Origin of the sequence: Actinophytocola glycyrrhizae, assembly GCF_042653545.1 — a bacterium.
Classification (GTDB): Bacteria; Actinomycetota; Actinomycetes; order Mycobacteriales; family Pseudonocardiaceae; genus Actinophytocola; species Actinophytocola glycyrrhizae.
Map to the genome: position 1 here is coordinate 28,957 of NZ_JBHSIS010000010.1, position 22,732 is coordinate 51,688.

At 71.2% G+C, this 22,732-nt stretch carries 21 protein-coding genes and 1 pseudogene; 8 read left to right on the forward strand and 14 right to left on the reverse strand.

The window, feature by feature from the left end; genetic code table 11:
- Window positions 1–6 precede the first annotated feature (6 nt).
- Genes ACFPCV_RS21805 through ACFPCV_RS21825 form a run of 5 tightly spaced genes read right to left on the reverse strand, consistent with a single transcriptional unit; the run spans window position 7 to window position 4,908 of the window.
- Window positions 7–2,349 (reverse strand): eCIS core domain-containing protein, encoded by a 2,343-nt coding sequence (locus ACFPCV_RS21805; protein WP_378058127.1) that lies wholly within the window; start codon window positions 2,347–2,349, stop codon window positions 7–9.
- Entirely contained in the window at window positions 2,350–2,508 is a 159-nt protein-coding gene (locus ACFPCV_RS21810; RefSeq protein WP_378058128.1) for a DUF6760 family protein, read from the reverse strand. It abuts the gene before it with no gap.
- The gene (locus tag ACFPCV_RS21815) at window positions 2,505–2,903 is read right to left on the reverse strand and encodes a phage tail assembly protein (protein WP_378058129.1); all 399 of its coding nucleotides are present in this window, start codon (window positions 2,901–2,903) and stop codon (window positions 2,505–2,507) included. The genes ACFPCV_RS21810 and ACFPCV_RS21815 overlap by 4 nt, the downstream gene beginning before the upstream one ends.
- Window positions 2,900–3,340 (reverse strand): phage tail protein, encoded by a 441-nt coding sequence (locus tag ACFPCV_RS21820; protein ID WP_378058130.1) that lies wholly within the window; start codon window positions 3,338–3,340, stop codon window positions 2,900–2,902. The genes ACFPCV_RS21815 and ACFPCV_RS21820 overlap by 4 nt, the downstream gene beginning before the upstream one ends.
- Before the next feature lie 35 nt (window positions 3,341–3,375).
- The gene (locus ACFPCV_RS21825; RefSeq protein ID WP_378058131.1) at window positions 3,376–4,908 is read right to left on the reverse strand and encodes a phage tail sheath family protein; all 1,533 of its coding nucleotides are present in this window, start codon (window positions 4,906–4,908) and stop codon (window positions 3,376–3,378) included.
- Window positions 4,909–5,229: 321 nt separating this feature from the next.
- On the opposite strand from ACFPCV_RS21825, the gene ACFPCV_RS21830 reads away from it, so the two are divergent.
- From ACFPCV_RS21830 to ACFPCV_RS21845, 4 genes are all read left to right on the forward strand, one after another.
- On the forward strand, window positions 5,230–5,835 hold the full coding sequence (locus ACFPCV_RS21830; RefSeq protein WP_378058132.1) for a Pvc16 family protein: 606 nt from the start codon (window positions 5,230–5,232) through the stop codon (window positions 5,833–5,835).
- A complete protein-coding gene (locus tag ACFPCV_RS21835) occupies window positions 5,832–6,224 on the forward strand; it encodes a PAAR domain-containing protein (protein WP_378058133.1) in 393 nt (130 codons plus the stop codon). The genes ACFPCV_RS21830 and ACFPCV_RS21835 overlap by 4 nt, the downstream gene beginning before the upstream one ends.
- Before the next feature lie 411 nt (window positions 6,225–6,635).
- Window positions 6,636–7,214 carry a peptidoglycan-binding domain-containing protein gene (locus ACFPCV_RS21840; RefSeq protein WP_378058134.1) on the forward strand — a complete coding sequence of 193 codons (579 nt, stop codon included), beginning with the start codon at window positions 6,636–6,638 and terminating at the stop codon, window positions 7,212–7,214.
- A complete protein-coding gene (locus ACFPCV_RS21845; RefSeq protein ID WP_378058135.1) occupies window positions 7,214–7,729 on the forward strand; it encodes a hypothetical protein in 516 nt (171 codons plus the stop codon). The genes ACFPCV_RS21840 and ACFPCV_RS21845 overlap by 1 nt, the downstream gene beginning before the upstream one ends.
- A gap of 104 nt (window positions 7,730–7,833) precedes the next feature.
- On the opposite strand, the gene ACFPCV_RS21850 is transcribed toward ACFPCV_RS21845, so the two are convergent.
- The 3 genes from ACFPCV_RS21850 to ACFPCV_RS21860 form a co-directional block, all read right to left on the reverse strand.
- Window positions 7,834–10,875 (reverse strand): helix-turn-helix transcriptional regulator, encoded by a 3,042-nt coding sequence (locus tag ACFPCV_RS21850; protein ID WP_378058136.1) that lies wholly within the window; start codon window positions 10,873–10,875, stop codon window positions 7,834–7,836.
- Between the two features lie 248 nt (window positions 10,876–11,123).
- Window positions 11,124–11,330 (reverse strand): DUF397 domain-containing protein, encoded by a 207-nt coding sequence (locus ACFPCV_RS21855; RefSeq protein WP_378058137.1) that lies wholly within the window; start codon window positions 11,328–11,330, stop codon window positions 11,124–11,126.
- A 27-nt stretch (window positions 11,331–11,357) separates the two neighbouring features.
- The gene (locus ACFPCV_RS21860; protein ID WP_378058138.1) at window positions 11,358–12,209 is read right to left on the reverse strand and encodes a helix-turn-helix domain-containing protein; all 852 of its coding nucleotides are present in this window, start codon (window positions 12,207–12,209) and stop codon (window positions 11,358–11,360) included.
- 325 nt (window positions 12,210–12,534) lie between these two features.
- Between ACFPCV_RS21860 and ACFPCV_RS21865 the strand changes: the two genes are divergently transcribed.
- Window positions 12,535–12,867, forward strand: coding sequence for a hypothetical protein (locus ACFPCV_RS21865; protein ID WP_378058139.1), 333 nt, complete (start codon window positions 12,535–12,537; stop codon window positions 12,865–12,867).
- Window positions 12,868–13,320: 453 nt separating this feature from the next.
- On the opposite strand, the gene dacB is transcribed toward ACFPCV_RS21865, so the two are convergent.
- The 6 genes and pseudogenes from dacB to ACFPCV_RS21895 all read right to left on the reverse strand — a co-directional run bounded on the left by dacB (window position 13,321) and on the right by ACFPCV_RS21895 (window position 20,180).
- A complete protein-coding gene (gene dacB, locus ACFPCV_RS21870) occupies window positions 13,321–14,862 on the reverse strand; it encodes a D-alanyl-D-alanine carboxypeptidase/D-alanyl-D-alanine endopeptidase (protein ID WP_378058140.1) in 1,542 nt (513 codons plus the stop codon).
- A gap of 84 nt (window positions 14,863–14,946) precedes the next feature.
- Window positions 14,947–15,933: a hypothetical protein gene (locus ACFPCV_RS21875; RefSeq protein WP_378058141.1), complete on the reverse strand. Its 987-nt coding sequence runs from the start codon at window positions 15,931–15,933 to the stop codon at window positions 14,947–14,949.
- Window positions 15,930–16,850: an acyl-CoA thioesterase II gene (gene tesB / locus ACFPCV_RS21880; RefSeq protein ID WP_378058142.1), complete on the reverse strand. Its 921-nt coding sequence runs from the start codon at window positions 16,848–16,850 to the stop codon at window positions 15,930–15,932. The genes ACFPCV_RS21875 and tesB overlap by 4 nt, the downstream gene beginning before the upstream one ends.
- A gap of 23 nt (window positions 16,851–16,873) precedes the next feature.
- Window positions 16,874–18,298 carry a pyruvate kinase gene (gene pyk, locus ACFPCV_RS21885; RefSeq protein ID WP_378058143.1) on the reverse strand — a complete coding sequence of 475 codons (1,425 nt, stop codon included), beginning with the start codon at window positions 18,296–18,298 and terminating at the stop codon, window positions 16,874–16,876.
- A gap of 181 nt (window positions 18,299–18,479) precedes the next feature.
- The gene (locus ACFPCV_RS21890; RefSeq protein WP_378058145.1) at window positions 18,480–19,145 is read right to left on the reverse strand and encodes a DUF2461 domain-containing protein; all 666 of its coding nucleotides are present in this window, start codon (window positions 19,143–19,145) and stop codon (window positions 18,480–18,482) included.
- 56 nt (window positions 19,146–19,201) lie between these two features.
- Window positions 19,202–20,180: pseudogene (locus ACFPCV_RS21895) on the reverse strand (trypsin-like serine peptidase).
- A gap of 137 nt (window positions 20,181–20,317) precedes the next feature.
- Between ACFPCV_RS21895 and ACFPCV_RS21900 the strand changes: the two are divergent.
- From ACFPCV_RS21900 to ACFPCV_RS21910, 3 genes are all read left to right on the forward strand, one after another.
- The gene (locus ACFPCV_RS21900; protein WP_378058146.1) at window positions 20,318–21,754 is read left to right on the forward strand and encodes an aromatic amino acid ammonia-lyase; all 1,437 of its coding nucleotides are present in this window, start codon (window positions 20,318–20,320) and stop codon (window positions 21,752–21,754) included.
- Between the two features lie 17 nt (window positions 21,755–21,771).
- Window positions 21,772–22,167, forward strand: a complete 396-nt coding sequence (locus ACFPCV_RS21905) for a hypothetical protein (RefSeq protein ID WP_378058147.1) — start codon at window positions 21,772–21,774, stop codon at window positions 22,165–22,167.
- Between the two features lie 90 nt (window positions 22,168–22,257).
- Window positions 22,258–22,653 (forward strand): VOC family protein, encoded by a 396-nt coding sequence (locus ACFPCV_RS21910; protein ID WP_378058148.1) that lies wholly within the window; start codon window positions 22,258–22,260, stop codon window positions 22,651–22,653.
- The last annotated feature ends 79 nt before the right edge of the window (window positions 22,654–22,732 follow it).

The window sequence follows — 22,732 nt, forward strand, 5'->3', positions numbered from 1 at the left end:
CCTCTCCTAACGGAAGTCAGTGGATAGTCCGGCGCGCTCGCGGTCGACGAGCAGTTCGAGCCGCAGCCTGCTGCGGAGGCGGTCGTAGAGCCGTTCCGACAGCTCGTCGAGGTCGAGCCTGCTGACGGCGATCGGCTCCTCGTCCGTGGTGACCACCCCCGCCGCGGCCGTCGAGGCGGGCGCCCGCACGGCCTGCGGCTGTTGTCTCTGCTGAGCGTTTTCCTGCTGTTTCTGGTCGTCGTCCTCGAACCAGGTGTCCGATTCGGCGGCGCTCACGGTGCTGGTGAGACCGAAGGCGCTCAGCAGTCGCTCCTTGCGCGGCCGCCGGTCCTCGCTGCCCCACCAGCTCTTCTCGGAACCGGCCTCCTCCCGGAAGCCGGTCAGCCCGAAACCCTGGCTCGGGTCCGTGCCGGTCAGTCCGTGCAGCCACGCCTCTTTCGAGTTCGCCCGGTACCTCGGTGGGGACGGTGTGGCCGCCGCGGTCGTCGTGCCGTGCTGCAGGTCGTCGAGCTGACGCTCGATCCGCTCGTAGTGCACGGCGTCGAGGTCGGTCAGCGGCTCCTTGCCCTGGTCGAACCGCTCCTGGTTGACGACCTCCAGGGTCTGGCGGACCAGTTCCTCCTTGCGGGCCGAGCGGTCGAAGACCGGTGCCGCCTGCCTGGCCGGGGCACCGGTGGCGCCGCCCTGCTTGGGGGCCAGCTTCGGGTTGGTCCACTCGGTGACCACGTGCCGCGCGGACTCCTCGGCGATCCGGCCGACCTCTGCCTTGGTCAGGGGGTCGAACGGGCTCTGCACCGGCTGGACCTCGGTGGGCACCTGCGCGGGTGCCTGTGCGGGGGCCGTGAACAGCTGGGCCGGGCCGGTGAGGTCCGGCTCCTGCACCGGCGCCGAGGCCGGGTGCGGGGCGTGGACCAGCGGCGCGGGCTCCGGCGCGCCGGACTCGCCGCCGTAGAAGCGTTCCGCGGCCTGCGCCTCGGCCTCCAGCTGCTGTCCCAGCGGGGAGTCCGGCGACGGAAGTACCGGGCCGAGAGTGCGCTGCTGCACGGCGTGCACCAGCTCGTGCGCGAGCAGGCCGCGGGCCTTGCGCGAGTCGGCTGGCCCCGCCTCGTCGGGCAGGAAGACAGCGCCGCCGGACGCGAACGCCTTGGCGCCACGGGCTTTCGCCGCCTCGCCGACCTTCGGGCCCCGGTAGACCGGGACGTTCGCGACGTCGGCGTGCTGGTGTACGCGGACCGCGTGCGCGAGGTCGGCGGGCACCGCGTCGACGACCGTGGCGCGCGGCAGCGGCCGGGGTTTGCGTGGCGGCAACAGTTCCGCGGTGGCGCGGTAGGACGTGGCGGCGACCCGCTTCGCGGGCACCGGGTCCGCACCCGGCGGGTTCGGCCGCACGGTCGTCGACGGTGGCGGTGGGGGCGACGGTGGCGGTGGGGGCGGTGGCGGTGGGGGCGGTGGCGGTGAGGGCTCGGCGGGCGGTTCCGGCTCGGGTTCTGGCTCGGGTTCCGGTTCGGTTGGCACACGCACAGGGGCCGCCGGTGGGGGCGGCGGCTCCTGTGGTGTGGCGGGCTCGACCGCCCCGTCCACCACCCGTGGCGGCGCCTCGGGATGGATCAGGGTCTCTCGCGACGGCGCCGGGATGGGGGCGCCGAGGCCCAGCCTGCGTGTCTGGCCGAGGTTGGGCTTGCGCCTGCGCATCGCGCGCTGCGCGGGTGCCTCGGCCCGTTCCACTCCCTCCACCATGCGCGGCGGTGGTTCCGGTGCCCGCGTCACCGCCGGTGGTTCCGGCTTGTTCCGCAGCTCCGGAGGGAGAAACGACGGTGGTTCTGCGATGGCCGGTTCCGGTGCCGGGCCGGGAAGACCGGGGAACGCCAGCACCCCGGGGTTGGCCGCGAGCCGCAGCCAGTCGGGGGCCCGGTACATCTGCGCGGCCTCCCTCGGCTCGCCGACGTACTCGTCGACCGCGTCGGTCAGCACGGGCGCCTCGGCCTGCGCGGGCCGCGCGGGCCTGCGCACCACCGGTGCGGGCGGCAACGGTGCGGCCGGCACCGCGTCGACCACCGGCTCACTCGCCCGCACCACGGGCCGGGCGATGCCGGTGACGGATCCGGCCGGTGCGGCCACCGCCGGTGCCCTACCGGTCGACGGCCGCAGCGGCGGCAGCACGGGCGCGGGCCCCGCGACCAGCGGGGCCCCCCTGTCGATCGTCATGGGGATGGCGGGCAGCGCGGCCCACCGCCGGGCGGGCGGTGCCACCCCGCGCGCGGGGGCCACGGGAGCGACGGGTGTCTCCGTGGTCTCCCGCTTCCGCCGGAACGGCCAGCGCATCGACTTCCCCTTCTTCGAAGAGTCCACTCAGGACTCGTCAGCGAACCGCGTGTGGATCTTGCCGATCTCGCCGATCACGCGGTTGCGGACCGGGTGCTCGAGGTCGAGGATCTTGTCCAGATCCCAGTGCAGGTAGTAGGCGACGTACGCGAGTTCCTCCCACACGCGGTCAACCGCGTACGTCACGATCCCCCCGGGGCATCACCGGCGACGTCCACCGCGAAGTCGTTGCCGCAGTGCGGGCAGCTGACCGCGACCTCGGTGTGCCCGTCGGCGTTGATCCGCCGGTACAGGTCCTGCAGGAACGCGAGGTCCGAGGCGAACAGGCTCTCGATGAGGAACGTGTCCACCACCGGCACCTCACCGAGCGTGGTGACCGTGCGCTCCAGCAGCAGAACCGTGAGGTACGCCGGGTTCTGCTTGGCACGCTGGTCGGCCTGCGTGGTGATCTCGTCCCGCGCGGTCGCGAGCCGCATCACGCCGTCGCGGTGCACGCGGCCCGTCTCGTCCACGTAGCCGCGCGGCAACGTGAACGGGTACTCGGTCCGCAACCCCGTCTCGGCGGTGGCCGGCGCCGTCACGCGGACACGCGCTGGATGCGCTCGGACACGATCGTGACCGTCTCCATCAGCACCTCGGACGCGCCCGCCTTCAGCGCGCCGATCTCCAGCTTCGACGGCCACGCGTGCTCGAGGTGGTACCGCGCCACCGGCTGCCCGTCCGGCCCGTACATCACCAGCGAGCAACTCTTGCGCGCGTTGATGATGTCGCCGTTGAGCACCGACTCGTGCCACGCCCACAGCGCCATGTGCTCGGACTTGCCGCGCTTGAGCACCACGGTGCACGGCACGATCTGGCCCGGCAGCTTCTTGAGGATCACCTCCTTGTCACTGGACTCCATGTGCTCCACCGGTTTCACCTCGGTGGTGATGCCCTGCAGCTCGGAGAACGCGGCGATCTCGTAGCCGTCGATCGTGATCGAGAACCGTGCCGCTGTGATCGGGTCGCCACTGGCCATGCTTGAAACTCCTTACGGGAGAACGAAGGGGAACGTCACTCTTCGAGGCCGGCGCCCTCGGCGAACTGCGAGATCCGGAAGACCACGAACTCGGCGGGCTTGACCGGCGCGATGCCGATCTCGACGGTCAGGATCCCGGCGTCGCGGTTCTCCGGCGGGTTGTTCTCCTCGTCGCACTTGACGAAGAACGCCTGCGCGGGCTGCTGCCCGAACAACGCGCCGTCCCGCCACACACGGCGAAGGAACATGGTGACCGTGCGCTTGACCGAGTCCCACAGCTTCGGGTCGTTCGGCTCGAACACCACCCAGTTCGTGCCCTGCAGGATCGACTTCTCGACATAGTTGAACAGCCGCCGCACGTTCAGGTAGCGCCACTCGGGATCGCTCGACAGCGTGCGCGCGCCCCACACCCGGATGCCCTGGCCGCGGAAGCTGCGGATGCAGTTCACGGCAATGGGGTTGAGCACGTCGTGCTCGCCCTTGGTGATGTTCAGCTCCAGCGTGACCGCACCGCGCACGACCTCGTTCGCGGGTGCCTTGTGCACGCCGCGGCTGGTGTCGTTGCGTGCCCAGATGCCTGCCATGTGGCCAGACGGCGGCACGAAGACCTGCTTGCCTGCCACCGGGTCCGCGACCTTGATCCACGGCCAGTACATGGCGGCGTACTTCGAGTCGTAGCCGGTGACGTCCTGGCGCCAGTCCTTGACGTCCTGCGCGTTCAGCCCCGGCGGCGTGTCCAGGATGGCGACCCGGTCGGCCATCAGCTCGCAGTGCGCGATCATGGCGAGCTGCACCGCCTTGACGTCCTCGACGGACAGCGCGCCGTGCTGGTAGGCGGCCATCAGATCCGGCACGCACAGCATCGTCACCTCGTCGACGGCCTCCAGGCCACCGAACCCGGTGCGGTCGGCGGAGTTGCCGACGTAGGCGTTCGCCTCGACCTTCACCGGCGCGGGCGCCGGGGCACCGAGCGCGACCTCACCCGGCTTGGGCAGCGCGAGCGACTTGCCCTTGGTCTCCTCGACGGTGATCAGCTTCGACTGCTGGCGCACCACGGTCGCGACATGGTTGGGGCCGCGTTTGGTGGTGACGTTGTCGAACGTCTCGACCGGCTGGCCGTGCTGCTTCACCACGAGCTTGAACGTGTCGTCGCCCTCCTCGGAGGCCGGCGCGACCTCGACGGCCAGGTCACCGGTGTCGGCGGAGCGCGCCGAGATGGTGAGGCCGGGCCGGTCGGCGCCCGCGGCGGGCAGCTCGGCGGCGGGCAGCGCCACCTTGCCGTTGCCCGACCCGTCGTGCGTGTCGCCGCCGACGCGCACGACGTAGGCCGTGCCGCCACCGTTCTGGAAGTAGCCGTACACGGCGTGCGCGAGGTAGTAGCCCTCGACGAAGTCACCGAAGTTCTGCTTGAACTGCGTCCAGTTGGTGACCATCACGGGCTCGTGCAGGGGACCGCGCTCGGCGAAGCCCACGAAGGCGGCAACCGCGGTTCCCACGGCCTCGATGGGCCGCGATCCTGAGGAAACCTCCTCCATGTACACACCGGGCGCGAGGTAACTGCTGGCCATCTCGGGTGTCTCCCTCGTTGCGTCGTACGCGTGACCGGCGTGACCGGCCCCGTCTGAGTGTGTTCATTTCGCACCGGACGGCTCAGTCGTCGCGGGGCGGTGGGGAGGGCGGGTGCGGCCGCCCCTTCGGGCGGCCAGTGGTGCTTTGCTCCCCTGTTCATGTCCGGTCTCCGAGCCTGCGGCCGGGGGTGCCGGGTGCGGCAGGCGTCGCGGGGAGGGGCACCGGGCGGCGCCGGTTGCCCCTTCGGGCGCCGGTCGCGCGCTGAAAGGACGGGCGGTGTGCCGGTGCGGCGGGCAGGTGGCGCCGCGAGACTGGTCGGCGTGATCACCGACGTGGACGAGGCGTTGTGCGTGCTGCTCGGCCGGTCGCTGCCGGAGGGCACGATGGTCCGGCTCGACCCGCCGAAGCCGACCTGGGAGACCGAACGCCCGACGAACGCGATCGACCTGTTCCTGTACGGGCTGCACGACGACCCTGGGACGCGCGAGTCCGGGTGGGCCGACGAACGCGACGAACGCGGCGCGGTGCGGGCGCGGCGGGAACCCAACCGGCGCTGCTCGCTGTCCTATCTGGTCACGGCGCGCGCGGAGAAGGTCAACGAGGAGCACCAGCTGCTCGGGGCCGCGCTGCGCACCATGCTGTTCACCGACTCGCTGCCCGCCGACTGCATGCCGGAGTCACTGGTGGCGGCGGGTGCGCCGGTGCTGATCCGGATCGCGGACACCGATCCCGGCGCGCTGTGGAGCAACCTCGGCATGCCCGCGCGGGCGTCGTTCGCGATCACCGTGAGCGCGCCGTTCCTGCCCGCCGCCGACACCGACATCGCGCCGGCCGCGGAGAAGATCCGGCTCAACAGTGGGCAGAACGTGCCAGCACGCGGACCGTTGGCGCCCGCGCAGCCCCGGCGCTGGGTGCGTACACCGTGAGCCCCGCCGCGAAGATGGGCGACAAGGTCGTCGGGACCGACATCCACATCATCATGGTCCCGTCGCCGGGCGGGCCGGTGCCGACCCCGCTCCCCCACCCGTTCGCCGGCACGATCACGGGCGGCTGCAGCACGAACGTCGTGATCGGCGGCCAGCCGGCGGCCACCCTCGGCAGCACCGCGACCAACGCGCCACCGCACGTCCCGCAGGGCGGCTCGTTCCAGGCCCCGCCGACGAACCAGGGCACGGTCACCAAGGGCAGCGGCACGGTGCTGATCAACAACAAACCCGCGGCCCGCACCGGCGACACGGTCACCACGTGCAACGACCCGTCCCCAGCCCCCACAAGCTCCATAACCGCGACAAGCACCGTAATAATCGGCAACTAACCCCGCGAGTCCCCCATCCAGAACCCGCGAGTCCCCGGTTCAGGACCCGCGAGTCCCGCGTTCAGGACCCGCGAGTTGCCCGTTCAGGACCGCCGAGTCCCCCCTTCAGAACCGGCGAGTCCGGTCGCGAACGGGCAACTCACCGGTTCCGAACGCGGGACTCGCGGGTTCCGAACCGGGGACTCGCGGGTTCCGAACGCGGGACTCGCGGGTTCCGAACCGGGGACTCGCGGGTTCCGAACGCGGGACTCGCGGGTTCCGAACCGGGGACTCGCGGGTTCTGGATGGGGGACTCGCGGGGGTTGGTGGGGGAATGGGGGTGGTGCCCCAAGTTCTGCCCTATTGGTCGTCGGTGTGGTGATCGAATGGGACGTACGGTTTCTTGTGGGGTGTGCCCTTGTTGGAGGTGACATGGCTAGTGAGCCGGAGCTGCGTGCGGGCGACGGTGGTGAATGGGTGCTCTACCTCCAGCAGACGCTCAACCACCACTACCAGCAGCAGGTGACCGCCGAGTCCGGCGAGTTCGACGCGGCGCTCGCCGGCGCGGTCCGGCATTTCCAGGCACAGCTCGGGCTCGCGCCGACCGGTGACGTGGACGCCGCGACCTGGCGGGCGCTGACGGGCACGCGCTACCGCTGGCCCGACAAGCCGGTCGCCACCGCCGAGGTGACCGCGGGCGGCACCGTGGTCCGGCTCGGCCTCACCCTCACCGGCGAGGTCGGCGCCGGTGGCGCGGACGCGCTCGCCGACCTCACCGTCGACCTCGCGACCGACCCGCCCACCCTCGCGTGCACAGGCGCCACGTTCCTGCCCGGCAGTCCCGCGACCGTGCCGGGCGGCGCCGAGTACACCGGCACCTGCGCGCTCCCCGGCGCCGAGGACGCGACGGGCTACGTCCTCACCGTCACCACGGACAGCGAGCCGGACGCGTGGCACGCGGCGGGGACCGTGGCACTGCCCGCCACCACCGACCTCGTCGAGGTGACGTGATGACCGCCGCGGAGACCGGTGACCACGTACCGTTGCACTACGCGCTACCGTCCACCCCGGTCGCGGGCGCGGCCGTCGAGATCGACCACGTCGCCGTGACCGTCGAACTGCGGCTGACCGGCGACCTCGACGTCCTGGCCGCCGCCCCGGCCGACCGAGGCGACGCACTGGCCGCGCTGCGGACCGTCGCGAAAGGACTCATGATCCGCGGCCTTGGCTCACCTGCCCCCAGCGTCTCCGCCACCGCCGGGCACCGGTTCACCCAGCGCCACCACGACTTCCACACCCCGGACACCGTCACGTTCGCGGGCGACTGCGTCATCGGCTTCACCCAGCACGCCGTCACCGTGCAGGGCACCGCGGACTACGCGCTCACCGTCACCGCCGCCAGCGACCACGCCACCCCCGGCGACTCCGCCCGCACCTGGTTCCTGCGCCACGAGAAGGAACTCGCGTCGATCGGGATGGTCCTGCTCGTCGCCGCCCCGATCCAGCCCAACCGCCTGACCGCGTAGGGCACCACGGAGACGCTGGTGGAGCACACGGGTTGGCGTGGTCTCGCACCGCCGAACCGCACCTCAGGGGAACGTGCCGGTACTCGCGACGAAAGCTGGGCCCTTCAAGTCCCGGGAGGCGGAACAGGTTCCGCGAGCAGGCCGCGGTCGTAGGCGATCGCGACCGCCTCCGCGCGCCGGTTGGCGCCGAGCTTGGCCATGATGCGGGACAGGTGCACGCTCACCGTCTTCTCGCTGATGAACAGTTCCTCGCCGACCTGCCGGTTGGTGCGGCCGAGCGCGACGAGCCGCAGCACGGACCGTTCGCGCGGGGTGAACGGGTCCAGCGCCTCCCTCTGCGTCTGCCCGTCGGCCAGCGCGATCCGGCCGCGTCTCGCGAGCTTGCGCAGCGCGTCCCGCAGCGGGCGGGCGTCCAGCCGGGACGCCACCTCGTCCGCTGCCTTCAGCACCGCCGCCGCGTCGTCCCTGCGTTCCGCGCCGAGCAGCGCCGCACCCAGCCGCCACCGGCACACGGCCTGCTCGTACACCGCGCCGTAGGCGAACGCCTCGACCGCCTTCTCCCACAGCGCCGGGTCGCTGGCGCCGCGCAGCCTGCTCTCCTCGGCCTCGGCCCGCGCGAGCCACGCCCGGCCCTCCGGCCCCAGCGAGCCGGTGCGCGGCCTGCCGTACTTCGCGGTCTTGCGTGCCAGCTCCACGACCCGCATGCCCTCGTCGACGTAGGTCTTCCGCTCCGCGTCGTCCTTGCGCCGCGCGGCGCGGTCCGCGCAGTCCGCGTACAGCGTCGCGCCGAGCGCACCGAGCCGGATGTTCATGAGCACCCACTGGCCGCCGACCCGCTCCGCCCACTCCAGGGCCTCGCGCACCAGCTTCGCACCCTCCTCCGGGCGGCCCTGCCACAGCGCCAGCTCGGCACCGACCGCGCTCATCGACGCGAAGATCTGGAAGTCCCGGTGCCACTCCGACCGCAGGTCCGCCGCCAGCTTCGCGGCCTCGGCGAGCCTGCCGCGGGACACCATGACGTAGCTGCCGACCGCCGCGAGCCGCGCGGACACCGTGCTCGACACCCGCATGCCCGGCGGCTCGGCGGCCGCCTCGCTCTCGTCCCAGTCGCCGCGCGCGTAGCGGACGACCACCTTGATGGCACGCAGCTCGAAGCCGTAGGTGCTCCACGTCAGACCCGTGTCGCGGGCCCGTTCGACCCCGTCCTCGATGATCCGCACGGCGGCGTCCAGCTCGCCGGCCTCGTAGGTGTTGATCGCCAGGTAGTAGCGGGCACGCAGCTCGACGCTCAACGCGTCGTCGTCGCGGGCGAGCCGGATGGCCTCCCGCAGCCGCTCCCTGCCCTCCTCGACCCGGCCCTCCGACTCGTCGAGCGCGCCGAGCGTGATCAGCGCGTCGGCGATCACCCCCACCTCGTCGCACGCCCGGGCCTCCCGCACCGCGAGCTCCGCGATCCGCCGCGACTGCGCCGGTTCCCGCATGCTGCGCAGGATCAGCGCGTACACGGCGAGCACCCACGCCTTCTCACAGCCGGCGGGCAGATCCTCGGCGATCTCCCACGCCCGCTCGATGGCCTGCCGCGCCTCGTCCTCCTTGCCCTCGACGACGAACAGCGCGGACGCGAGACGCCGTCGCATCATCGCCGCGGCCTGCCGGTCACCGGAGGCGTCGGCCAGCTTCACCGCGGACCGCGCGAACGACACCGCCCGCTCCGGGTCGCCCGAGCTGCCCGCCATGAACGACGCGCGGCGCAGCAGCGTCACCTCGTCCATGTGCTCGGGCCGCTCGGCCTGCGCGACCCCGTCCCACAGCTTCAGCGCGCGTTCCAGGTGACCGAGCGCCTCGGCGGGGGCACCGCTGTCGGCGGCCTCGTCGGCCGCGACGATCGACGCGGCAAGCGCTTGCGGCAGCGCGTGGCTCTCCACGCTGTGGTGTGCGAGCGCAGCGGCGGCACCGCGCTGTCCGGCCGCGCCCGCCAGCTCGCGGGCATACGCGGCGTGCAGGCGCACCCGTTCGCCGGGCAGCAGGTCGCCGTAGACGGCCTCGCTCAGCAGCGCGTGGCGGAACGCGTACACGTCCATCCACTGCTCCTTCTTGGCGACCAGCACGTGGTGCTGCACCGCCTCGCGCAGTGCCTCCTCCAGCTCGGTCTCGGACAGCTCCGACACCGCGAGCAGCCGTGCGTGCGGTGCGCGGCGGCCGGCCACCGACGCGACCCGGACCACCCGCTGCGCCGCCTCGCTCAGCCGCTCCACCCGCGCGAGCAGCACGTCGACCAGCGTGGCGGGCAGCTCGTCGCCGTCCTCTGTGTACGCGGCGAGCAGCTCCTCCGCGAAGAACGCGTTGCCTTCCGAACGGCCTGCGACCTCGCGGACCAGGTCGTCGGGCAGGCCCTCCTCGGCCAGCGAGCTGACGAACAGGCGCGAGTCGGCACGGTTGAACGGGGACAGGTCCAGCCGCTCCATGGCGGGCTGGCGCACCAGCTCGGCGAGCAACGGGCGCAGCGGGTGCCTGCGGTGCAGGTCGTCGCTGCGGTAGGTGCCGACGATGAGAATGCGCTGGTCCCGCAGCCGCGCGACCAGGAACGACAGGAGCCTGCGGGTGGAACCGTCGGCCCAGTGCAGGTCCTCGAGGACCAGCACCACGGGTGCCGTCGCGGCGAGGCCGGTGAGCAGCGCGTGCACCGCGTCGAACAGCTGGAGCTGGCCGATGTCCTGCTCCGGCCGGTTGCCGAGCCGCCCGCCGATCCCGGGGACGACGGCGGTGATCGCGGACATGTTGGCCTCGCGACGCTCGGTGACCGCGGGCAGCGTCACGTCGGGGAACAGCCGTGCGAGCGCGGGGTGCGCGAGCACCGAGTGCTCGCGGTCCGGCACCTGGGACATCGCCTCGGCGAACGGCAGGTAGGGCAGACCGGTCTCGCCCGCGTCGAGGCAGCGGCCGGTCAGCACGATCCCGCCCTTGTCGCGTGCGAAGGCGGCCAGCTCGTCGGTCAGCCTGGTCTTGCCGACTCCGGCGTCGCCGGAGATGAGCATCGCGGTGGCCGTGCCACTCGCGGCCTGCTCGAAGGCGCCCCGCAACCGGCCGAGCTCCCGGTCACGTGCCACCAGAGGTATTCCTGATCCGAGACGCGCCACGCCACGCATACTGTCACGCCCCGTGCACGGGAGCGCGGGTCTTTCCCGTTGTCCTGGACACGACGCCGAGCATCGTGCTGAGGGTGGTGGGAGGGCATCGGGAGATCACGCGGTTCCGGCGCGAACGCCGGGGTAAGGGGTGGCCCGGCGGTGCTGCTGTCCGCCTGAGGGCCGTGGACGGTGCTCCGGGGGCAGGAGAGCACCTCGGCTGCGGTCATGCAGGGCCGGAACGGTCGTCCGGCGCAGCCCGGGGAGCCTCACTCGGTGTCGAGGCGGCCCTCCTTGACGACTCCCATGAACGCGTGCCAGCCGGGCGTCTCGAACGAGACGTGGCCTGCCGCCGGGTTCTTGGAGTCACGCACCGCTGCGCCGATTCTGGCCACGACAAGCTCAACACAGTCGTTGCCTGCGCCGCTACGGCTGCTCTTGCGCCACCGCGCGCCGGTCAGGTCAGAAACGGTCACGCTCTGCTCCTCTCGGATTTGCTACCACTAGGACAGCCGGTCGGCTGTCCGATCGACCATCTCGACGGTGTCGTCCGGTTTCAACGCTGCCGCACGCAGATGGTCGAACATCAAGGTATATCGGTGAACATCTTCCGGTTGTTCCAAGTAGACACCAGAAGTTGTGTTCTCGACATACACGACATCGGGATCGGCCTGCTCTGGGAAGCCGAGGATCAGGAACGGCCCCTCCATGCCCGCGTGCGAGCCGGCCGAGAACGGTACGACCTGCAGGGTCACGTGCGGCAGCGAGGCCAGCTCGACCAGCTTCTTCAGCTGTTCGCGCATCGCCTCCGGGCCGCCGACCACGCGGTGGAGCACCGCCTCGTCGAGCACCGCCCAGTACTGCGGCGGATTCGACTCCTCGGTGATGAGCTTCTGCCTGTTGATGCGGGCCCGCACGCGAAGCTCCACATCGGCCTCCGCGGCGTCCGGCCGGATCGCCCTGATCACCGCTCGGGTGTACGCCTCGGTCTGCAACAGCCCCGGCACCAGCAGCGCCTGGTGCGTGTGCAGGAACGACGCGTCGGACTCCAGCCCGACGAACGACCCGGTGAACACCTCGTTGTAGGCGTGCCACCAGCCTTTCCTGCGTGCCTCCCTCGCCAGCTGGACGAGCGCCTCGCGCTCGTCGTCGCCGACGCCGTAGACCTCGAGCATGTCCCGCACGTCCCGCGGGGTCACCCCGACGTGTCCCGTCTCGATGCGACTGATCTTGGATGCCGAGCACTCCAGTTTGTCGCCGACCTCGTCGATGGTCAGGTTGGCGTTCTCGCGCAGCTCACGCAGCCGGGCCGCGAGCCGTCGACGGCGAACCGTCGGGCTGGGACCTCGCGACATGGATCACCTCACTGTGGATGGGTTGCTGAGATCGATGTTCCCACCTGGACACGAGTTGTCACGAGAACATCGGAAACCGTGATCAGGGTGCATGCACAGAGTATGCAATTACTCCCCATCCGAAACGCTTCACCCGATCGTGTACTGCAACTTGCAAAAAGCGTGTCCCTCATCGCAAGCTGCTAATCGAGCCTGTGGCGCCGGCCAAGGCTTGTCGACCAGAGTGCCCCCTCGGGTAGCAATTTGACCCCCCGGTCAAGTTCGCGCAACTCGAGGTCGTGCACCGAGGTCGACCACCCTCCTCCAGGACCCGGGGAGTCACACCGTGAGCAGTCCGATCTTTGGACAGCTGGAAACCTCGTTGGCCGACTACCTGACCAACATCACCTACCGCGCCCAGTTCGGTGACGAGCAGGCCGCCGCGCTCGTGGCGCGGCTCGAGTTGCCGAGGGTGGTGGCGGCGCTCAAGGCAGTGCTCGACGAACACTCGCCGGACGCGAACGGCCGCTGCCCGAGCTGCCGGACCAGGCGTTTCGGCCGCGCACCCGCACCGTGCCGCGCGTACCTGACGGCACACCTCTGCCTGGTGGTGACCGAGGAGGAGACCACGGAGGAGACCACGGCGCCGATGCGCAGGCAGGTCGCCTTCGGCAGCTGAGACACCCCCACGGACGACGAGCCAGGGAGCTCCCATGTAACCCGTGGCTCGTCCGGTCGGGCGGCTCGCTCCCCCCACTCTCCCGAGCCGCCCGACGTGTGACGGGTCCAGGACCTTCCCCCGACCGGCCCTGGACCCGTCACCCGAACAGGCTTGAGGGCCCCGCATCGCCCCGCGGGGCCCTCAGGCTTTGGTGGCACCGGCTCACGAGGGCCCGATTTTTCCTCGCCACCCAGGTCGACGCCACTTTTTCGGAGCCGACGCGATGATCGGCGATCAACTCTGAGTAGATGTGCCATTCCGAAGTCCCCGAAAAGGGCCGTCGAGTCACCGGATAACGCTCGACACCGACACTCAGAGTTGACCGAAACGCAGGATCCGCAGCACCTCAGATTTCGCGATCGACGACCAAAGTTAACCCGCATGAGTGAACCCATGCGGGGGTGGGCAAACTCAGCACGCCTTCACCCAACTGCATTCCAGTTCGGTTGTTTCCGGCGACAGCTCCGGCGCGGGCACCACGGACCGCGCCGTGACCGGTCCGCCCTCCTGCGCGAGCCGCACCGCCACCGCGTCCTCGACGCCCTTCACGTTCACCCCGATCGAGTTGTTCGTGACCATCGAGAACACCCACTGTTCGCCCGCCGTGTTGGTGACGTAGCCGGACAGGCCGCTCACCCCGGTCAGCGACCCGGTCTTCGCGTGCACGTTGCCCTCCGCGGCGGTGCCGCGCATGCGGTTGCGCAGTGTGCCGCCCTCCAGCCGGTCGGCCCTGCCCGCGATCGGCAGCGCCGCGGACCAGTCGGCGAACCACGGCCGCGACCGCGCAGCGCCCAGCAGCGCCGCCAGCTGGTCCGGTGCGATCTGGTCCATCCTGGACAGACCGGAACCGTCCCGCAGGGACAGCCGCGCCGGGTCGACACCATAGGACGGCAGCCGGTCCGCGAGCGCCGCCAGACCAGCGCTCCACGTGCCCCTGCCTGCTGCCTTCCTGCCCATGGCCTTGACCAGGATCTCCGCGTGCAGGTTGTTCGACAGCTTCATGAACGGCACCATCAGCTCCACGAGCGGCATCGACTGCCGCGACGCCACCACCGGCGCGTTGGCCGGCGTGGCGCCCCGGGCCGTCGGACCGAGCACCCTCACCCCGTGCCTGCCGAGCGCCGCGCGGAACAACGCCGCCGCGTACCCGGTCGGCTCCCACACCGCCATCCACTCGGTCGTGGCCGCACCATCCGACGGTATGGAACCGGTGACCGTGAAGGTGTTCGCTCCGTGCACGCGGTCGACACTGATCGTGTCGGGTGATCCCGCGGCCCCGGTGACAGCGGTGTTCACGACCTTGACGTAGTCGGTGGGCGGCTCGGTCGTCACGACGGCCTTGCCGTCCGCACCTGGCGCGACGCGGACGATGATCGAGCCCGCGTCGTAGTCCGTGTCCGGCGCGGCGGTCAGCGCGGACACCTGCGCCGAGTAGTAGTACGGCTCGTCGTCCCAGGCCCAGCTGGTGCCGAGGCGGACGTCGTCGAACCACGTGTCGTCCGCGAAGAGCTCACCGCGCACCAGTTTCACGCCCTTGGCGGCGACCTGTGCCGCGAGTGCGTCGTAGTCGGCGGCCAGCATCGTCGGGTCGCCGGTGCCCCGCAGGTACAGGTCGCCGTCCAGCACGGGCCCGAGCCGCCTGCCCGCGGTGTGGACGGTGGTGTCGAAGCGGTGGTCCGGGCCGAGGACGTCGAACGCCGCGACCGAGGTCACGAGCTTCGCGTTCGACGCGGGCTGCTGCCTGCGCCCGGCGTCGCGGCTGTAGACGGTTTCGCCGTCGAGCGTCTTCACCACCAGCCCGACGTCGGCACCTGCCAGACCGGGCGCGGCGAGGATCGCGTCGAGGTCCGCGGCGAGCGCACCGCGGTCGTGCGCCACGACCGGCGGCACGAGCCCGAACACGAGCAGGGCACCGGCGACCAGTGCGAACAAACCGGCCAATCGGGAACGCATGAGCGCCTCCCAGGGTCACAGGGGATGTTGGTGAGAAATCTTCCTATCCTCTGCGAGCGTTGACAATCGCCAACATGGCGGCAGTCAGGCCGGTGACCAGTCCCGGAGCGCGGACAGCACGAGGGTGTCCGCACGGTGCACCGTCAGCACCGACCCGTCCGCGCCGGGCACGGCGTGGTCGAAGTCGGTGCACAGGTTCTCGGCACCGGCCAGGGCCGGGTGGAGGGCGGCTGCCGGGCGCAGCGGGTGCCCGGTCAGGGTGATCTCGTCGACGACCGACATCGCGGCGAGGTCCACGGTCCGGATGCGGCCGCTCCTGGTGGTCCACGCGACGTGCCCGCCGGGGAGGAGCACCAGCTCGCCCGGCGCGTCGCCGCCGTCCTCGACGGCCTCCCGGTCCACGTCCGCCCAGCCGAGCGCGCCCAGTTCGGCACCGTCGGGCCAGGACACGTGCGCGATCCGGTGGTCGTCCGCGGTGAGCAGGGACCGCCCGTCCGGCAGGAACAGCGCGGGTCTGCTGCCTCCTGCCGGGAGCCGTTCGGCACGCGGCCCGGTAGCGCCGTCGGTGAGCAGCCAGGACTCCTGACCGTCCCTGCCGGCCGCGATCCACAGCACCACGGCGTCGTCGTGCGGGTGGTCGCAGAGCATGACCATCGACCCGCCGAACGGGTCGGGGACGGTCACGGTGGCGCGCACGCGGTGGTCCGGGTCGCGCAGCTCCACGCACACCTCGTCACCGGTGCCGATCGCGACCCACACCGCCTGCCCGGACGGCAGCCACCGGCACGCGACCTCGTCCGGCAGCGGCACGTCCTTCGCGAGGCCGCCGGGCTCGCCGAGCCACAGGCGGCCGGTCGCGGCCCAGGCCCAGGCCGTCCCGTCCCGCGCGATGGCGACGTCGCCGACCCGGCCACCGAGCCCGAGCCGCCGGACCACCCGAAGGCCCTTGTCGAGCACGGTGACCTCGCCGTCGGCCGACACGGCCGCGAACCCGCCGGCGCAGGGCCGGACGCAGTGGACCCGGTGGTCGAGCCTGACCGTGGCGGCGACCGGGACCTCCCGGGTGTTCACGACTCGTCTTCGACGATCCGCAGCAGCCCTTCCTGGACCACCGTCGCGATCAGCGTGCCGTCCTGGGCGAAGAACCGGCCGGTCGCGAGCCCGCGCGCGCCGGAGGCGGTCGGCGACACGCTGTCGTAGAGGAACCACTCGTCGGCGCGGAAGGGCCGGTGGAACCACAGCGCGTGGTCGAGGCTCGCGCCGAGCACCTGGTCGAAGCCCCAGTACACGCCGTGCCGCACGAGCACGGAGTCGAGCAGCGTCATGTCGGAGGCGTAGGCGAGCACGCAGACGTGCAGCAGCTCGTCGTCGGGCAGCGTGCCGTCGGCCCGCATCCAGACCTGGTTGCGTGCCTCGTTGTCGCGGCGGCCCCGCAGTTCCCACGGCGGGTCGGTGACGTAGCGGATGTCGATCGGCCTCGGCATGGTCGCGATCGGACCGAGCCTGTCGGCGTACGCCTTCATGCTCTCCATGCGCGAGGGCAGCGCGTCCGGCGGTGGCACGTCCGGCATCGGCTCAGCGTGCTCGGCGCCCGGCTCGACGTGGTGGAAGGACGCGGAGAGCGCGAAGATCGCCTTGCCGCGCTGGACCGCGATGACCCGCCGCGTGGTGAACGAACGACCGTCACGGATGCGGTCCACCTCGTACACGATCGGGATGCTCGGATCTCCCGGCCGGATGAAGTAGGCGTGCAGCGAGTGCACTTTCCGTTCCGCCGGGACGGTCCGCCCGGCGGCGACGAGAGCCTGCCCGGCGACCTGCCCGCCGAACACCCGGACGGGTGAGTCCGAGGGACTGACGCCGCGGAAGATGTTCTCCTCGATCCGCTCCAGGTCCAGGAGCGCGACCAGCCCGTCCAACACGGGCTGGCCGCGCATGACCCGGCTCTTCGCGAGGTCGGCAGCGGCCTGACGTGCCGCTTCGGTCATGGGAGCACCCTTTGCTCAGGGGCTCAGGCGTGGTCTTCCTCCCCGAGCCGGTGGACTCGGATGAGGTTAGTCGAGCCGACGGTCCCCGGCGGGGATCCTGCGACGACGACCACAAGGTCGCCGGGCTGGTACCGGCCGATGGACAGCATCGACGTGTCGACCTGGCGGACCATGAGGTCGGTCGAGTCGACCTCGGGGACCATGAACGTCTCAACACCCCACGTCAGCGCGAGCTGGCTGCGCACGGACGGTTCCGGCGTGAAGGCCAGCAGCGGCAGGTGGGTGTGCAGGCGCGCGAGCCGGCGGACCGTGTCACCCGACTGCGTGAACGCGACCAGGGCCTTGGCGTTGAGGCGCTCGCCGATGTCGCGGGCGGCGTAGGACAGCACGCCGCGCTTGGTCCGCGGGACGTGCGTCAGCGGCGGCACGACCACGGACTCGCTCTCGACCGCCTCGACGATGCGCGACATCGTCTGCACCGTCTCGATCGGGTAGCGCCCGACGCTGGTCTCACCGGAGAGCATGACCGCGTCCGCGCCGTCGAGCACCGCGTTGGCGACGTCGGAGGCCTCCGCCCGCGTCGGCCGCGAGTTGTTGATCATGGATTCGAGCATCTGGGTCGCCACGATCACCGGCTTGGCGTTCTCGCGCGCGATCTGGATCGTGCGCTTCTGCACCAGCGGCACCTGCTCGAGCGGCAGCTCGACGCCCAGGTCGCCGCGGGCGACCATCACACCGTCGAACGCCAGCACGATCGCCTCGAGGTTGGAGACGGCCTCCGGCTTCTCCAGCTTGGCGATGACCGGCAGCCTGCCCTTGCCGACCCGGTCCATCACCTGGTGCACCAGGTCGATGTCGGCGGGGGAACGCACGAAGGACAGCGCGACGAAGTCCACCCCGAGCTGGAGCGCGAACTCCAGGTCCTCGATGTCCTTCTCGGACATGGCTGGCACGGAGACGTCCATGCCCGGCAGCGAGATGCCCTTGTTGTTGCTGACCTTGCCACCCTCGGTGACCTCGCAGACCACGTCCGGCCCGTCCACCTCGACGACCGTGAGGCCCACGTTGCCGTCGTCCACCAGCAACCGGTCCCCGGCCTTGGCGTCCCTGGAAAGACCCTTGTAGGTGGTCGAGACCCGGTCGTGGGTGCCCTCGATGTCCTCGACGGTGATCCGCACGACGTCCCCGACGCGCCACTCGGCCTTGCCACCGGCGAACGTGCCCAGCCGGATCTTCGGGCCCTGCAGGTCGGCCATGATGCCGACGGCCCGCCCCGACTCGTCGGAGGCCGCGCGAACCAGGTCGTAGACCTGCTTATGGTCGCTCTGGCTGCCGTGGCTGAAGTTCATCCTGGCGACGTCCATGCCGGCGGCGACCAGGTCGCGCACCTTCTCCGGAGTGGCCGTCGCTGGCCCCAGAGTGCATACAATCTTCGCTCGTCGACTCACGGACACGTAGCTTAGCCCCCCGCGCTGGAACGATCCCGAAATACTGAGCAGTAATCGGCGGATCGATCCAGAAAGTTATCTGGTGTTGGTCTGCCGGACGCTCAGCGACCGGCTTCGTGGGGCGTTCCCGGCGCGCGCGGCCCGTAAACCCAGCCCATTGGCGCGACCGCGGAGGCGCACGTCAGCGGCGCGGGACCGCCGAGACGCCCACGTGGTCGGCTGCCCACTCGTTGATCGGGCGCAGCGCCAGGAACGACTTCCGCACCCGGTCGAACGTCTCCCGCTCGTGCAGCGCGTCGTCCGGTTCCCACACCTTCATCACATACAGGGACCGGTGGCGCAGCAGGTCGATGCGTGGGTGGTCGGCGTCGTAGCCGCGGGGTCTGGTCTTCAGCCGCTCGCCGAGGACGGACCAGCCGCCGCGTTCGAGGCGGGCGATGATCTCGGCAAGCGCCCCGCCGTGGACCTCCTCCGCCACGGCCGTGCGGAAGCGGGCCAGCTGGTCGGACTCCAGGTGGAAGCACCCGCCGCCGACGCGCAGCCCGGCGGGCCCGACCTCCACGTAGTAGGCCCCGGCCCCGCGGCCGAACTCGATGACGCCGCCGCAGTGCGTCTTGTACGGCGTCTTGTCCCTCGCGAACCGGACATCGCGGTACGGGCGGAACACCGTCACCCGGCTGGTCTCCGTGGCGAACTCCGGCGACAGCTCGGCGAGCAGCTCCTCCATCGGAGCGCGGACGTCGGTGGCGTAGCGGTGTTTGTTGTCCTCCCAGTAGGACTTGGAGTTGTCGGCCTCCAGGCCGTCGTAGAAGTCGATCGCGTGTTCGCCGAAACCCGTGAAGGCCATGGCCGCAGTATGCAACGAGGGGGCGACCGGACCGGCCGCCCCCTCGCACCCCGGAATCAGGCCGCCTGCGCCTGGTTGTAGAGGTTCTGGGCGTCGGCACCGAAGTAGGGGCCGAACATCCACGTGGGGACGAAGTTGATCTTGTAGCTGTTCACGGAGTTGACCAGACCGGTCCCGGTGGCCTCGCTGAACTGCAGGAACCACGGGCCGCCGCTGGAGCCGCCGGTCATGTCGCACGTCATGCCGATGCCGTTGCTGAGGAAGGCGTTGAACACCCGCCCGCTGCAGTAGATCATCCGCGTGCCGTCGTACGGCGCTGCCGCCGGCCAGCCGAACGCGTACATGTTCTGGCCGCGTGCCTGGTTGAACGCGACGCCCTGACCGCCGACGACGTCGGTGAGGCTCTGGCCGTCGCGCTGGTTCACGACCGCGGCGCCGACGTCGTGGTTGATGTCCTCGGACGCCACCCACTGCGGTGTCGCCATGGTCGCCCGCGCGGTCCACGTGCCGTACGGCGCGTCGCCGTTGTCGTACGCGGGCACGAACGCCCAGTCGGTGTGGAACGCGCCGTCGAGCTTCACGCAGTGCCCCCGCCGTGATGACGGTGCTCTTGTTGGCACTGGTCACCGCGTTGCCGGAGCAGGAAGCCTGCCTGCCCTGGTACGTGAAGAACACGCGGCCCGCCGTCGTCACGACCTTGCCGCCGCCGGTCCACGGGCCGCCGCCGTGCGGGAACGCCATCGGCGCCAGGTCGCCGGGCTGCGCGGCGGTCGGCGCCACGACCTGCGGCGCGCCCTTGCGGACGTCCTGGGTCAGCTTCGACGCGTCCGCCTTCGGCAGGAGGCGGTCGAGCGGGACCGCGTTGCGCATCGCCTCCGGTGTCCACTTCGCGGCGACCGCGTCCGCCTCCGCCGCGGTGTCGGCCGCGACGTGCACCGTGGCCGGCGCGGCGGCCGCCGTCGTGGTGGCGAGCGCGGGGACGGCGAGGCAGGCGGCCGCCAGGGCCACCGCGCACCGCACTGACTTCGTCTTCATATGCACCTACCTTTCGGCTTACCCGGATCGGGTGAACCGCGCAGGGGATAGGTCGTCTTGCGACGTTACCCGCGGGTTTCGAGCCGCAGGACCCGCCATTCGAGGGATGACATTCCCGGTGGTTCTACTCTGGCGGCATGTTCACAGTGGACGGTCGGACGCTGCGCTGCGAGGACGTGCGGCTGGTGGCGCAGGAGCGGGTCGCGGTGACGGTCGACGAGTCGGCCGTGCGCAGGGCGGAGGACGCCTGGCGGCTCGTCACGGAGCTGTCGGCGCGCCGCGAGATCTACGGCCGCACCACCGGTGTCGGCGCGAACCGCGACCTGACGATCGACGAGGACGCCGGCCCCGAGCACGGCATCCGCCTGCTGCGCAGCCACGCGGGCGGCGCGGGTGAGCTGCTGCCCGCCGACCACGTGCGCGCCATGCTGCTGATCCGCCTCAACCAGCTCGCCGCGGGTGGCTCCGGCGTGCACCCGCGCGTGCTGACCGCGCTCGCCGAGGCGCTGACCAGCGGCGCGCTCCCCCACGTCCACGCGACCGGCGCCATCGGCACCGGCGACCTCACCGTGCTCGCCGAGACCGCGCTGACGCTGGCGGGCGAACGCCCGTGGGCGGCCGGGCACCTGCCGCCGGTGCCACTCGACACCGCGGACGCGCTCGCGTTCATGAGCAGCAACGCGTCGACGCTGGCCGAGGCGACGCTGGCGTGCCTGGCGCTGGAGCGGCTGCTGCGGGCGAGCCACGTGGTCGCCGCGCTGTCGTACGTCGTGCTCGGCGGCTCCCCCGAGGCGTACGCGACGGCCGTGCACGCCGCGCGCCCGCACCCCGGCCAGGTGCAGTGCGCGGGTGAGATGCGGCGGCTGCTCGGCATGACCGGTGCGCCGAAACCGGGCAGGCGCATCCAGGACCCGTACGGGTTGCGCGCGTTCCCGCAGGTCCAGGGGCCCGCGCTGGACGCGCTCGCCTACCTGCGGACCGTGCTGACCGTGGAGATCAACGCCAGCACGGAGAACCCCATGGTGTCGCTCGCCGCCGGGGACGTGTTCCACCACGCGCACTTCCACACCGCGTACCTCGCGACCGCGCTGGACCAGGCGCGGGCCACCGTCCACCACGTCGCCGAGCTGTCCGCGGCCCGGCTCGGCGACCTGGTCGAGCCGTCGTTCACCGACCTGCCCGCGTTCCTCGCCGACGGCCCGCCGGGCAGCTCCGGCGTGATGATCCTGGAGTACGTCGCACACGACGCGCTCGCGATGCTGCGGCAGGCCGCACTGCCGGTGACACTCGGCACCGCGGTCGTGTCCCGCGGCGTCGAGGACCACGCGAGCTTCGCAACGCAGGCCGCCCGCCAGGCCAGGGCCGCGGCAGAGGCGTACCGGCAGGTCCTCGCGTGCGAGCTGGTGGCGGCCGTGCGTGCGCTGCGCATGCGGCCCGCGGATCTGATGGAGCTGCCGGTGCGTGACGCGTTCGACCTCGCGGACGCCTCACTTGACGCGAACACCGCCGACCGCCCCTTCTCGGACGACCTCACGAAGGCAGCCGCACTCCTGGATCCGATGTCCGAAATCTGACCTGGGATCATCACCTTGTGACCGACGAGGACAAAACGGGCAGCTACGAGAGCGAGGAGGCGGCGACGGGCCCCCTTGTCCTCGCGGCCATCGGCTCCGTGCTCCTGGTCGCCGTCGGGGTGCTCACCCTCGTCGTCGGGCTGCTGTCGCCGCTGATCACCGACGGGTGCGGCGGCGAGAGCGACTACGGGGCCGGCGGCGTCGACGGTCCCGCGTACTGGCGCAACGCCCAGGTCGTCGAGCGGATGCTGACCGTGCCGGTGCTGCTCGTCCTGCCGGTCGGGCTGCTGCTCACGTGGCTGCGGTTCGTGCCGCCCTACCGGCCCCGCGCGTGGGTTCCGATCGTCGGGCTGCTGGTCATCGGCGCGCTGTGGCTGGTGGCGAACTCACTGCTGGAGGGAAGGCTCTTCTAGCGGCATCTCCGGGCACGAGCCGTGCACCTGTGTCGAGGTCGACATTGATACAGTCTGCACTTATATAAGGCTCGACCTAAGGAGTGCATGATGTCGCACAAGATCACGACCTTCCTCATGTTCGACGGGCAGGCCGAGGAGGCGATGACCTTCTACCGGTCGCTGTTCGCCGACGCCGAGGTACTGTCGCTGACCAAGTACGGCCCGGAGGGTCCCGGCGCCGAGGGCTCGATCACGCACGCGGCCTTCACGCTCGCCGGGCAGCAGTTCATGTGCATGGACAGCTCGGAGAAGCACCCGTTCGGCTTCACGCCCTCGGTCTCGCTGTACGTGACCTGCGTGGACGAGGCCGAGATCGACCGCCTGTACGCGGCGCTGTCGGAAGGTGGCACGGAGCTGATGCCGCTCGGGAACTACGGGTTCAGCACCAAGTTCGGCTGGTGCAGCGACCGCTTCGGCGTGTCCTGGCAGCTCACCCTGGCCTGAGCGGGCGGTGCGCGAGAACGGCCTGACCCCGCACGACGCTGTGCGGGGTCAGGCGTCAGGCGGCCCGCACGGCGTCGTG